This is a genomic window from Pseudarthrobacter sp. MDT1-22 (assembly GCF_054511035.1).
The window spans coordinates 274766-287064 of the sequence record NZ_JBTNDK010000002.1 but is presented as its reverse complement, the minus strand read 5'-3'; the positions used below and the strand labels follow the sequence as shown (position 1 = coordinate 287064).

The following is a 12299-nucleotide window of genomic DNA, read 5'->3' as shown; positions in this document are numbered from 1 at the left end:
GGCTCCTTCGAGGGCATCGACGCCCCAAGGGACCTGCGAGTGAGATGGCGCGACCCTGTCCAGCTGAGGACGAGGTTCGGCGGGACGTCAGGTTTCCCTGTTCCGCCGGGAGAACTGGCGGTGGAGTTTGTTCCTGGCGCCGTGTTCGACAAGGGTCGGGATGTAGGTCCGGATCCGGCCGGCATCCAGTGTTTCGTACTCCTCTGTGACGACCCGGACAACCAGCGGCCGGGGTGCGTCGGGATAGCGTGCGGCGAGGAGGTCGCTGACTTTGGCGATGGTGTCGTGCTTCTCCGTATCTTCCATCCAACTAGTTTGATGCCGAAGACTTGTGGCGTCTATCACATTTTGCTGGGATGGGGGAAGCGCTGAAGACCCGCTCGACGCGCGCACGTCCGGTTTCCGTTGCGGTGTCAGGATCCCGGGCGCCCGGGCCACTGCTTGCCGGCCCACGGGTCGTAGTCGGCGATGAGCTCCTCCTGTGGCGGACGCTCCGGTTCGGGGACGTGCTGCAGGTTCACCCGCACCCGGTACCAGAGCGAGCTTGATCCGCGCATTCCGTCGACGAGCACATCGGCGGGGTGCAGGGCCGGGACGAGGTCCGCATGCCGGGACTTCCACTCATCGAGTGCCGCGAGGGCCTCGGGCTTGGTCCTGGTGCGGGCAACCTCGATGAGCGGCATCAGCGACTGCCGGCGGCCGGAGCCGTCTCCGCTGCGCGACGGCTTCTCGGCGGGGCCGAGCTCGGCCGCCAGTGCCAGAAGTCCATCGAGTGTGCCCACCGCGTCATCGATGCCTGCGTGGGGGTCACCCACGTCGGCGAAGCGCCCGGGCACCGTGCGGACCGTGAACTGTTCGGGCCGGATGGAGCGGACCTCATCCCAGGTGAGCGGCGTCGAAACCCGGGCATCGGGCAACGGTCGGATCGAGTACGCCGATGCCACGGTGCGGTCCTTTGCGTTCTGGTTGAAGTCGACGAACACACTTTCGCCGCGCTCTTCCTTCCACCACCGCGCGGTAGCGAGGCCGGGAGCGCGGTTTTCGACCTCGCGGGCGAGGGTCTCGGCGGCGAGCCGCACCTCGCGGTACTGCCACTGCGGCGCGATCCGCACCAGGATATGCAGTCCGCGCGATCCGCTCGTCTTCGGCCACCCCACCAGCCCCACGTCGTCGAGCACCTCCCGCGCGACATATGCGACATCAACGATCTGGGACCAGCCGACCCCCGGCATCGGATCGAGGTCCACCCGGAGCTCGTCCGGGTGCTCAAGGTCCTCAGCGCGCACGGGATGCGGGTTAAGGTCCAGGCAGCCAAGATTCACCACCCACGCCAGGCCCGCAGCATCCCGGATGACGGCCTCCTCAGCCGACGTCCCCGACGCGTAGTGCAGCGTCGTTGTGTCGATGAAGTCGGGGTGGTTTTCGGGCACGCGCTTTTGGAAAAACGGCTCAGCGTAGATGCCCTTCGGGAAGCGCTTGAGCACCATGGGCCGGCCACCCGCACCGCGCAGCGCACCATCCGCGACGGCGAGGTAATAGCGCACCAGGTCGAGCTTAGTCAGCCCGGGCTCGGGGAAAACCACCTTGTCCGGACTCGAGATGCGCACCTCGGCGCCGCCAATGTCGAGGATCTCGGCCGGGGTCTTCGACGGGCTCATGCCGCCACGCTAGCAACGATTGGAGGCCCCAGCCAGACCTGCTGGAGGGAACAGCTGCACCACGAGGGATGGCCGGAGGGGAGCCCGACACTCCGTGCCTGCAGTTCAGAGCAGCAGGACTACGCCGACCGCCACCAGCCAGAGTGACCACACCACGTAGGTCACTGGCGTCAGCGTCGCGGCCAGCTTCCAGCCATGCGGTTCGAACGATCCCACGAATTCCAGCGAGCACAGTGCCAGCACTGCGCCGACGACGATCCCCATAATCCCGAGCAAGGCCGGAACGGCGGTGCTCTGGATCATGGCCACGCCGGCGAGCACCCTGGGCAGCCTCAGTCTCTGCCGGTCGCTGCTGACCGCTGGCCTCGTGGACAGGTTCCGATTGGTCGTCTTCCCAGTGATTACAGGCAGCACCGGCAAGGAACGGATCTACGACGGCTATCCGGACATCTCGCTCGGGATGGTAAATAGTAGGACCTTCGACGGTCGGCTCCAGCTGCTCGAGTACATCCCCACCGTCCTCAGCGGCCCGCCGGGCAGCGGTCCCACCTGAGCCAATCCGTGGAGTTCCCGCGTCAGTAGCTGGCGGGGGTTTCGCCGTCGGAGGCCTCAGTGAAAGCGGCGGCCAGCGCCTCGGAGCCGCGGGCGAGGATAGCGACGTCGGCGCCCACCAGGACAAAGGCGGTGCCGGCCGCCAGGTAGCTGCGGGCAGTATCGGGGTTGAACGCGTTCACCCCGGCAGGTTTCCCGGCCGCTTTTGCGGCGGCAAGGCAGTGTTCGACGGCGGCGCGCACCTTGGGGTGTTCCTGGTGTCCCAGCACGCCCATCGAAGCCGCGAGGTCGGACGGTCCCAGGAAGATGCCGTCCACGCCGTCCACGGCCAGGATATGCTCGACGGCTTCGACGGCCGCTGTCGATTCGATCTGGACGGTGACGCTGACGGTCTCTGACGCCCGGGTGAGGTAGTCCGGGACACGGTTCCAGCGCGAGGCCCGGGCGAGGGCGGATCCCACGCCGCGGACGCCGTGCGGCGGGTAGCGGGTGGCGGCCACCGCTGCTTCCGCCTCCTGCACCGAGTTCACCATGGGAATCAGCAGGTTCTGCACACCCAGATCCAGGTACTGCTTGATCAGCACGGTGTCGTTGACCGGGGGCCGGACCAGGACCTGGACCGGGTAGCCGTTGACGGCCTGGAGCTGGGCGAGGATGGATTCGAGGCCGTTGGGGCTGTGTTCGGCGTCGATGAGGAGCCAGTCCAGGCCGGATCCGGCGCAGAGTTCTGCGATCAGCGGGCTGCCGGAGCAGACCCACATTCCTGCCAGGGGGCGGTCCGCCGCGGCGAGGGCGTCGCGGAAGGTGTTCGCGTAGACAGGATTTCCGGGTTCTACTCGAAGCGGCATGTGATGGCTCCCAAGGGTCCGTAGTCGGCGTGGACGGTGTCGCCTTTGTACACCCACAGCGGGCGGGTGAAGGAGCCGGCGAGGATGATGTCCCCGGCTTTCATTCCGTCGCCGTGGGCGGCGATCTTGTTGGCGAGCCAGTGCACGCCGTTGGCGGGGTGGTCCAGGACGCCGGCGGCAACACCGGTTTCCTCCACGGTCTGGTTTTTGTAGAGGATGGCCGAGACCCAGCGGAGGTCCACGGCGTCGGGTTTTACGGGGTTGCCGCCGATCACCATGGCGCCCATCGCGGCGTTGTCTGCGATGGTGTCCACGATGGTCCGGCCCTCCAGTTCGATCCGGGAGTCCAGGATTTCCAGTGCCGGAACCACGTAGTCCGTGGCGTCCAGGACGTCGAAGATGGTGCAGCCGGGTCCGGACAGGTCCTTCTTCAGCACAAATGCCAGTTCAACTTCCACCCGGGGATGGGTGTACTGGTCCCACTCCACCGAGCAGCCGGTTCCGAGCACCATGTCATCGAAGATGGCGCCGTAGTCCGGCTCGGTGATGCCGGTGGCGGACTGCATGGCCTTGGAGGTGAGGCCGATCTTGCGGCCCACCAGCTTGCGGCCGGCGTCCTCGTTGCGCCGCCGCCACAGCTGCTGCACGGCATAGGAGTCCTCCACCGTCATCTCCGGGTAGCGGGCGGTGAGGCGGGGGACCGGGGTGCGGGTCCGGGCGGCCGCCAGGAGTTCGTCGGCGATGGCCTCAATCGTCTTCGCGTCCAGCATGGCTACAGCTGCGCCCCCAGCTTGAAGCCTGTCCGGTCCCCTTCGGGGGCCCCGTCTTTGCGGGTGTAGGAGAAGCCGTCGGCACCCACGGTGACCGCCATTTCGCTCTTTTCCTCACGCACGACGACGGGCTGCGGCTTACCGTCGAGGTCCAGGACCAGGGAGGCCTCGGTGTACCAGGACGGGACCACGGGGTTGCCCCACCAGTCGCGGCGCTGGTTGTCGTGGACGTCCCAGGTGACGACGGGGTTGTCGGGGTCGCCGGTGTAGTAGTCCTGGGTGTAGATCTCGATGCGGTGTCCGTCGGGATCCAGGATGTAGAGGTAGAAGGCGTTGGACACGCCGTGCCGGCCGGGGCCGCGTTCGATCCGGTCGCTGATGCGCAGGGCGCCCATCTTGTCGCAGATCTGGATGATGTTGTGCTTTTCGTGGGTGGCGAACGCGATGTGGTGCATGCGCGGGCCGTTGCCGCCGGTCAGGGCGGTGTCGTGCACGGTCTGCTTGCGGTGCATCCAGACCGCGTACGTGACGCCGTCGGAGTCCTGGATGTCCTCGGAGACGCGGAAGCCGAGGTCCTCAAGGTACTTGCGGCCGCGGGGCACGTCGGGGGTGACCTGGTTGAAGTGGTCCAGGCGGACCAGTTCGCCGGCGGAGTAGAGGTCGTAGCGCTGGGTGAGGCGTTCGACGTGTTCCACGTCGTAGAAGAACTCGTAGGGGAATCCCAGCGGGTCCTCCACGCGGACAGAGTCACCCACACCTTTCGTGAAGCCCTCCTTGCGGCGTTCGGTGCGGCAGCCCAGTTCCTGGTAATAGGCCTCTGCGGCGTCCACTTCGTCGGGGGACTTCACCCGGTAGGCAAAAGCGGCGACGGCGGCGATGGGTCCCTTGCGGAGCACGAGGTTGTGGTGGATGAACTCCTCCAGGGAGCGCAGGTAGATGTTGTTCTCATCTTCCTCGGTCACGTGCAGGCCCAGGACGTCCACGTAGAACGCGCGGGACCTGGCAAGGTCGGTGACCACGATCTCCATGTAGGCGCAGCGGACGATGTCCGGAGCCGGGACGGTGGGGGTGCGGACAAAGTCGGTCATGGGATTCTCTCTTCTTTGAAAGGGCTTGGCGGCTCAGGCGCCGAATTTGGGTGTGTGAACGGTGCCGAGGCTGATGTGCACGGCCTGCTGATCGGTGTAGAAATCGATGGAGCGGTAGCCGCCCTCGTGGCCCAGGCCCGAGGCTTTAACGCCGCCGAACGGGGTGCGGAGGTCGCGGACGTTGTGGCTGTTCAGCCAGACCATGCCGGCCTCGACGTTCTGCGAGAAGTTGTGGGCGCGGGTCAGGTTCTGGGTCCAGATGTAGGCCGCGAGACCGTAGCGGGTGTTGTTCGCCAGGGCGAGTGCTTCGTCGTCGTTCTCGAACGGGGTGATCGCGACGACGGGACCGAAGATTTCCTCCTGGAAGATCCGCGCGTCGGGGGCGACGTCGGCGAACACGGTGGGTGCGATGTAGTTGCCTTCGGGGAGGTGGTCGGGGCGGCCGCCTCCGGCGAGGAGCCGGCCTTCGGTCTTGCCGATCTCCACGTAGGAGGCCACCTTCGCATAGTGCTCCGGGTGGACCAGGGCACCCACTTCGGTCTTGGGATCGTGCGGGTCCCCGACCACAATGTTTTTGGCGCGGGCGGCGTACTTTTCGCAGAACTCGTCGTAGATGGCGCGTTCCACGAGGATGCGGGAACCGGCGGTGCAGCGTTCGCCGTTGAGGGAGAAGACCCCGAACAGGGCGGAATCGATCGCGGCATCCAGGTCGGCGTCGGCAAACACCACACAGGGGGATTTGCCGCCGAGTTCCATCGAGAGGCCCTTGAGGTTGGCGGCGGCGTTCCGGAAGATCGTCTGGCCCGTGGTGGTCTCGCCGGTGAACGAGATCAGCGGGACGTCCGGGTGCTTGACGAGGGCGTCGCCGGCTTCCTCGCCGAGGCCGTTGACCAGGTTGAACACACCGTCCGGGAGCCCGGCGTCCTTGAAGATCTGCGCCCAGAGCGACGCGGACAGGGGCGTGAACTCGGCGGGTTTGAGGACCACTGTGTTCCCGGTGGCCAGCGCGGGGGCGAGTTTCCAGGACTCCAGCATGAACGGCGTGTTCCACGGGGTGATGAGGCCGGCGACGCCGATCGGCTTGCGGTTCACGTAGTTGATCTGGGCACCGGGGACCTTCATGGCGTCGTCAAACTGGGCCACGATCAGGTCCGCGAAGAACCGGAAGTTCTCGGCCGCGCGCAGCGCCTGGCCCTTGGCCTGGGTGATCGGCAGGCCGGTGTCGAACGTTTCGAGTTCGGCGAGGCGCTCCTCCTGGGCCTCGACGGCGTCCGCGATTTTGTTCAGGAGCCGGGCGCGTTCGCGCGGCTTCATCTTCGGCCAGGGCCCGGTGGTGAATGCTTCGCGGGCGGCGGCGACGGCGAGGTCGATGTCCTCCTTCTGGCCGGCCGCAGCGGTGGCGTAGTTCTGGTTGGAGACCGGGTCCAGGACGTCGAAGGTCTTCCCGCCCACGGAGTCAACGAACTGGCCATTGATGTAGTGCTGGATGTGTGTGGGGAGGTCCTGCGGCACGTAGTGTTTCGTGGACTGTTCGGCGGTGAACGTCATTGTTGTTTTCCTTTGCTTCTAATGCAACGCGGGGTCACTTCTTGCCCATGCGGGGCCGTTTATCGGGCGTTTAGTGACCCCGCGTTGCTTTGGGCGAGGTACGCGTCCAAGGTGGCGGAGCGGTGCCGGCGGGCGGACTTCTCAATCTCTTCCGCGCCGGCTCCGCCCTCGATGAGCCGGAGCAGCGCCTCGTGCTCGTCCACCGATTCGTGGGCACGGCCCGGAACGAACCGGAACGTCGAAGACCGGAGCGAGGCGAGCCGGTTCCAGCCCCGGTGGACCAGGTCCAGGATGTGCGGGTTGGGGCACTGCTCAAAGAGGATGCTGTGGAAGTCCTGGTTCAGCGCCGTGAAGCGGACGGGGTCGAAATGCTGGAGGCATTCGCGCATGTCCTCGTTCACCGCCCGGGCACGTGCAATATCCGCCGGGCCAATCAGCGGCGCCGACAACGCGGTGGCTGCGCCCTCGACGATGCTCAGGGTCTGCATCGTGTAGAGGTACTCGGTGGGGTCGATCCCGGATACCCTAGCGCCGACGTTCCGCTCAAATGTCACCAGACCTTCGGCCTCGAGGCGGCGGATCGCTTCACGGACCGGGACCACGCTGACTCCCAGATCCTTGGCGATGGCGGCCAGGACCAGCCGGTAGCCGGGGGAGTAGGTACCGTCCACGATCCGTGCCTTGACGGCCGCGTAGGCCTGCTCTGATTTGCTGCCTGTCGCCATCAACGTCTCAGTCATTGGGCTTTGCCTGCTTCCCATGCCTCGTACTTCATCCGCCAGGTGGCGTTCAGCGGGTAGAGGCCGTCCACGCTGTGGCCCTGTGCCACCATTTCCGCGATGAAGGTTTCCTCGCGCTCTTGGATGATGGACTCGTCCGCGAGCTCATCGGCGAGGGCCGGCGGGATCACCAGGATGCCGTCGGCGTCGGCCACGATGATGTCCCCGGGCTGCACGGTGGTGCCGCCGCAGGCGATGGTGATGTCCGTGTCCCACGGGATGTGCCGGCGCCCCAGGACGGCGGGGTGCGGGTTGGCGTAGTAGGTGGGCATGTCCATCGCGGCCACCGCGGCGAAGTCCCGGACCCCGCCGTCGGTGATGATCGCCGCAGCACCCCGGACCTGGGCCCGCAGTGCCAGGATGTCACCGATCGTGCCGGTGCCCTTTTCCCCTCGGGCTTCCATCACCAGAATTTCACCCTCGTTGACGGAGTCGATGGCCTGCTTCTGGGCGTTGAAACCGCCGCCATGTGACTTGAACAGGTCCTCGCGATTGGGCACATACCGCAGGGTCCGGGCCAGGCCCACGATCCGCTTCTCCGGGCGGGTGGAGGTGAGTCCGTCGATGCTGACATTGTTCAGGCCGCGCTTGCGCAGCTGCGAGGACAGGGTGGCGGTGCAGACGCTTTCCAGCTTCGCTTTCAGCTCAGGGGTCAGAACATGCCCGACGGCGGCAGCCTCCACGGGTGCAAGGCCCGCCGCTGCCCGCGAACCGTACGCCTCCTCCCGCTGCGCGTCATCTGCCTTGGGCTGCGCACCAAAGTCAGCGAACGCCGTCGTGCCTTCCTCCACCCGGGTGACCAGACGCCCCGTGGAGAGACTGGTGGATGCGCTGGCTTCAACGGTGCTGACTTCAACCTCGACGACGTCGCCCGGCTTGGCCACCGAGGCGCCGGCGGGGGTGCCGGTCAGGATGATGTCGCCCTCCTCTAGCGTCGACAGCTGGGACAGGTCGGCGACGAGGCGGGCGAATGGAAAAAGCAGGTCCGCGGTCGTGTCGTCCTGGACGAGGTCGCCGTTGTGCCAGGTACGGATGCGGAGACCGGCGGGGTCCACGGCGTCCGCGGGGATCAACTCGGGGCCGATCGGCGTGAAGCCGTCGCCGCCCTTGGACCGGAGGTTGGAGCCCTTGTCCGCGTAGCGGAGATCGTAGACGCCGAGGTCGTTGCTGGCGGTCACCCACTCGACATGGCTCCAGGCGTCCTCCACGCCGACCCGGCGGGCGGGCTTGCCGATGATCAGGGCGACCTCGCCCTCGAAGCCGAGGAGTTCGCAGCCGGACGGACGCTCTACAGCGGAAGGGGCTTCTGCCGAACCGAACGTTAGGGAGGACGGCGGCTTCAGGAAGTAGGAGGGCTGCTCCGGCGTGCGGCCACGCTGGGCTGCCCGGCTGGGGTAATTGATGTGCACCGCGATGACCTTGCGGGCCGCGGCCAGGGTATGGTCGGTGACCTGTTCCAAGAATTACTCCTCATCGAGTATGAAATCGTATACGAAGCAATATTCCATATAACTCGTACTGCGTCAATGCGTGTGTCCGAGCAAAGGCTTTGCCGGTCGGCGTTTACCGTGCGGGCTCGGAGAGTGTCCCCGAGCACGTTTCCGGCGTCAGTCCTTCGTCCGTGGAAACGTGGGGTTGCATCCCAGGGACGATATCGGTGTTTTGCGCGCTCATGGCCAGCCACCGACCTTTCGATTGGCGGGCGCCGTGAAGCTGATGACTCCGCGCCTTGTTCCTGTTCGGTCCCCGTCGGGGTCAATCTGCCCGGTCATGGTCCACCGGGCGTGAACCACGGCCACATCAGTCCCGAGGAAGCGGACCCTGACGCGCTCCAGCACCATCACGGTGTCCGGGAACATGCGCCGGAACCCAATGGCATGGTTCTCACGGATCTGACGCCGGTTCGTCCACCAAAGACCGACAACGTTAACGAAGTCGGCGTCGTCTACAAAGAGGGCCGCCAAGGCCTCCGGATCCGCCGCGTTCCAGGCAGCACCGAACTCCTCAGCGATCCCACGCGGGTTACTGGGCATTGGATAGGGCACTTTCAGGGCTCTTTGGGGATTCATCCTTTCAGGAGAGCCTTAGCGACCTACCTCGGTGCTGACTGGAAGTCGGCTAGCTGGAGGTCGAAGGCACTGCGGCGCGGCTGTCCTCATCAATATGCCCACAGGCCCGCGCGTACTGCTGGCCGATGACGGGCTGGAAGTCCGACGCCGGCGCCGCGACAAGTGCCACCGGCCAGTCGGGACGGGCTCCCGTGAGTGCCCAGGCGGCCTGTGCTGCGGCGCCGCGGGCCACGTATTCGTCGGGGCTTGGCACCACCACCGGCAGGTCAAACACCTGTGACGCGATCTTCTGTACCGCCGGGTTCTGCACGGCTCCGCCGATCAGCAGCAGCCGCCGCGCCGGGTAGCCCAAAGCCAGCAAGGCTGCCAGGCCGCCGGACAATCCGCACAGCATCCCTTCGATGGCCGCCCGGGCAATGTTGCTTCGGGTGGCGGACGCGATGCTGAGACCATGCAGGCTGGCCTTGGCGTGCGGCAGGTTGGGGGTGCGTTCGCCCTCAAAATACGGCACGAGCACCACACCATCTGCCCCGGGCGCAGCGTCCAATGCTAGCCTGGAGAGTTCATCAAAACCGACGTCCAGCAGCGTGGCCATGGAGCTCAGCACCCTGGCGGCGTTCAGCGTACGGCGATGGGCAGATAGTCGCCGCCCGCGTCTGCAAAGCCGGCAACTGTTCCGCTGGGATCGTAACCAACCTCGGATGCGACGGCGAAGACTGTTCCGCTGGTGCCGACGGAGACCACCACATCCCCGGGCTTGGCGCCCAGACCCAGGGCCGCGGCTGCGTTATCCCCGGCGCCGGCGCCGAGCAGGATTTCAGCCCGCCCGCCGCCACCACTTGGGCCAGCATCCGTACGAGGGCGAGCGCCGGCGTTGCTCCCCGCAAAACAGAGTGGATGAACACGGCCGGCGGCTTCGCCGGCAGCCAGCACGCGCGGCAGGATGACAGCGCCCCCGGCCGCGGGGGCAGCCGAAACAGGTGCAGGTCCAGCCGCTTCCGGCTCTTGACGGGCTTCGCGTGCGTCCCTGCCGAAGGCCAGCCGGAATAGCTCCACGTCATAGCTGCCGGAAGCGGGGCTCCAGTAGCCGGTCCCGCTGGCATCCGAGCGGTCCGTGGTGAGCGCCTCCAGGTCCGGGCCCAGCGGGCTGGCCCCGGCCGGACCGTATCCCCGCAGGCGCCAGCTCAGCCAGTCATGGGGGAGGGCGACGGCTGCCACCCTGGCAGCGGATTCGGGCTCGTTGTCCCTGACCCAGCGGACCTTGGTGACCGTGAAGGATGCCACCGGTACCAGCCCGGTACGCCGCGCGAACTCCCCGGCCCCTACCTCATCGATCAGTGCCGCTGCAGCTGCCGCGGAGCGCGTGTCATTCCACAGGAGCGCGGGCCGCACCACGTTGCCGTCGCGGTCCAGCAGCACCATGCCGTGCTGCTGGCCCGCGACGGACAACGCGTCCACGTCCGCCAGCCCGCCGGCGTCCTCGATGGCTTCGGCCAGGGCCCGCCACCAATGGTCAGGATGGACTTCCGTCCCGTCCGGGTGGCTCGCCCGGCCCTCGCGGACCAGGACACCGCTTTGAGCGTCCAGGACCGCAACCTTGCAACTTTGGGTGGAGGAGTCAACCCCGGCAACGAGGTTCAACGAAGCAGCCGCCACAGTATCAGCGCGCTCCGAGAAGGTGCTCGATGAAGAGCTGCTGCAGCCGCACGAATCCGAAGCCCTTGCCGCCAAAGTAGGCATCGGCGTCGAAATCCTCGTAGGAAGCGCCGTCCGATCGCAGCTGCTCGTAGCCTTCACCGGGGTTGAGGGTGGGCTCATTGATTTGGGCAACGCGGGAAGCCAACAGCGCTTCCTGCACTTCGGGGTCGGCACGGAAGGCCTTCGCGCGTTCCTTCAGCAGCAGGTAGGTCTGCATGTTCGCGGCGGCGGAGTCCCACACGCCGTCGATGTCCTCGGTGCGGCCGGGCTTGTAGTCGAAGTGGCGGGGGCCGCTGTAGGCCGGTCCGCCGTCGGGGCCGCCGTTTTCGAGCAGGTCCACCAGGGAGAACGCGTTCTGCAGGTCGCCGTGGCCGAACACCAGGTCCTGGTCGAACTTGATGCTGCGCTGGCCGTTGAGGTCGATGTGGAACAGCTTGCCCTGGTAAAGGGCCTGGGCAATCCCGTGGGTGAAGTTGAGACCGGCCATCTGCTCGTGGCCGGTCTCGGGGTTAACGCCCACAAGTTCCGGACGTTCCAGGGTCTCGATGAACGCAAGGGCGTGTCCCAGGGTGGGGAGCAGGATGTCGCCGCGGGGTTCGTTCGGCTTCGGTTCGATGGCGAAGCGGATGTTGTAGCCCTTGTCCGTGACGTAGTCGCCGAGCAGATTCACGGCCTCGCGGTAACGCTCCAGGGCGCCGCGGATGTCCTTGGCGGCGTCGTACTCGCTGCCCTCACGGCCGCCCCACATCACGAACGTTTCGGCGCCGAGTTCAGCTGCGAGGTCGATGTTGTCCAGCACTTTGCGCAAGGCGAAGCGGCGCACGCCCCGGTCATTGCTGGTGAAGCCGCCGTCCTTGAAAACCGGGTGGCTGAACAGATTCGTGGTGACCATGGGAACGATCATCCCCGTGGACTTGAGCGCACCGGTCAGCCGGTCGATCTCACGCTGGCGATCAGCTGCCGAGCAGCCAAAGGGAAAGAGATCGTTGTCGTGGAAGGTGATGCCGTAGGCACCCAGATCACTCAGCTTGTTGACGGTTTCGACGGTGTCCAGGGGCGGACGGGTGGCAGAACCGAACTGGTCCTGGGCCTCCCAGCCGACCGTCCAAAGGCCGAAGGAAAACTTGTCTTCGCGGGTGGGCTGAATCGTCATTGAATGCTCCGTTAGTAGGTATGAAGAGGAGTGCGTACCGCGTCCCTTTGATGAGTCGCAGCATTTTGTTCTGCGCACAAACATATTAGGAATTTCCGTGAGTCAACTACTAGGCACTCCGAGCTAGGCTGGGTTC

11 protein-coding genes and 2 pseudogenes are annotated in these 12299 nt (G+C 66.2%); 1 reads left to right on the top strand and 12 read right to left on the bottom strand.

The features are described from left to right. Window positions 1–87: 87 nt before the first annotated feature. The 3 genes from ACX80M_RS03230 to ACX80M_RS03220 all read right to left on the bottom strand — a co-directional run bounded on the left by ACX80M_RS03230 (window position 88) and on the right by ACX80M_RS03220 (window position 1979). Window positions 88–306, bottom strand: a complete 219-nt coding sequence (locus tag ACX80M_RS03230; protein WP_252598706.1) for a three-helix bundle dimerization domain-containing protein — start codon at window positions 304–306, stop codon at window positions 88–90. Between the two features lie 107 nt (window positions 307–413). Continuing rightward, window positions 414–1658: a non-homologous end-joining DNA ligase gene (ligD, locus tag ACX80M_RS03225; RefSeq protein WP_459308795.1), complete on the bottom strand. Its 1245-nt coding sequence runs from the start codon at window positions 1656–1658 to the stop codon at window positions 414–416. A gap of 105 nt (window positions 1659–1763) precedes the next feature. Continuing rightward, a complete protein-coding gene (locus ACX80M_RS03220; RefSeq protein ID WP_459308835.1) occupies window positions 1764–1979 on the bottom strand; it encodes a hypothetical protein in 216 nt (71 codons plus the stop codon). Between ACX80M_RS03220 and ACX80M_RS03215 the strand changes: the two are divergent. Then, window positions 1975–2211, top strand: a pseudogene (locus tag ACX80M_RS03215) (dihydrofolate reductase family protein); the annotation flags it as partial. The gene ACX80M_RS03220 and the pseudogene ACX80M_RS03215 sit on opposite strands and share 5 nt — an antisense overlap. Before the next feature lie 22 nt (window positions 2212–2233). Here the strand turns inward: ACX80M_RS03215 and ACX80M_RS03210 are convergent. The 9 genes and pseudogenes from ACX80M_RS03210 to xylA form a co-directional block, all read right to left on the bottom strand. Beyond that, a complete protein-coding gene (locus tag ACX80M_RS03210; protein WP_459308793.1) occupies window positions 2234–3058 on the bottom strand; it encodes an aldolase/citrate lyase family protein in 825 nt (274 codons plus the stop codon). Next, a complete protein-coding gene (gene hpaH / locus ACX80M_RS03205; protein WP_459308791.1) occupies window positions 3043–3828 on the bottom strand; it encodes a 2-oxo-hept-4-ene-1,7-dioate hydratase in 786 nt (261 codons plus the stop codon). Before hpaH ends, ACX80M_RS03210 begins: the two co-directional genes overlap by 16 nt. 2 nt (window positions 3829–3830) lie before the next feature. Next, the gene (gene hpaD, locus ACX80M_RS03200; RefSeq protein WP_252598713.1) at window positions 3831–4916 is read right to left on the bottom strand and encodes a 3,4-dihydroxyphenylacetate 2,3-dioxygenase; all 1086 of its coding nucleotides are present in this window, start codon (window positions 4914–4916) and stop codon (window positions 3831–3833) included. 33 nt (window positions 4917–4949) lie between these two features. Beyond that, window positions 4950–6464, bottom strand: a complete 1515-nt coding sequence (gene hpaE, locus ACX80M_RS03195) for a 5-carboxymethyl-2-hydroxymuconate semialdehyde dehydrogenase (RefSeq protein ID WP_252613728.1) — start codon at window positions 6462–6464, stop codon at window positions 4950–4952. Window positions 6465–6523: 59 nt separating this feature from the next. After that, the gene (locus tag ACX80M_RS03190) at window positions 6524–7204 is read right to left on the bottom strand and encodes a GntR family transcriptional regulator (RefSeq protein WP_252607906.1); all 681 of its coding nucleotides are present in this window, start codon (window positions 7202–7204) and stop codon (window positions 6524–6526) included. Continuing rightward, the gene (locus ACX80M_RS03185) at window positions 7201–8703 is read right to left on the bottom strand and encodes a fumarylacetoacetate hydrolase family protein (protein WP_252598716.1); all 1503 of its coding nucleotides are present in this window, start codon (window positions 8701–8703) and stop codon (window positions 7201–7203) included. Before ACX80M_RS03185 ends, ACX80M_RS03190 begins: the two co-directional genes overlap by 4 nt. 210 nt (window positions 8704–8913) lie before the next feature. Continuing rightward, window positions 8914–9276, bottom strand: a complete 363-nt coding sequence (locus ACX80M_RS03180) for an SgcJ/EcaC family oxidoreductase (protein WP_252598717.1) — start codon at window positions 9274–9276, stop codon at window positions 8914–8916. A gap of 85 nt (window positions 9277–9361) precedes the next feature. Beyond that, window positions 9362–10953, bottom strand: a pseudogene (locus ACX80M_RS03175) (FGGY family carbohydrate kinase). Window positions 10954–10972: 19 nt separating this feature from the next. Further along, complete coding sequence (gene xylA, locus ACX80M_RS03170) at window positions 10973–12163, bottom strand: xylose isomerase (RefSeq protein WP_252607909.1); 1191 nt, start codon at window positions 12161–12163, stop codon at window positions 10973–10975. Between the last annotated feature and the right edge of the window lie 136 nt (window positions 12164–12299).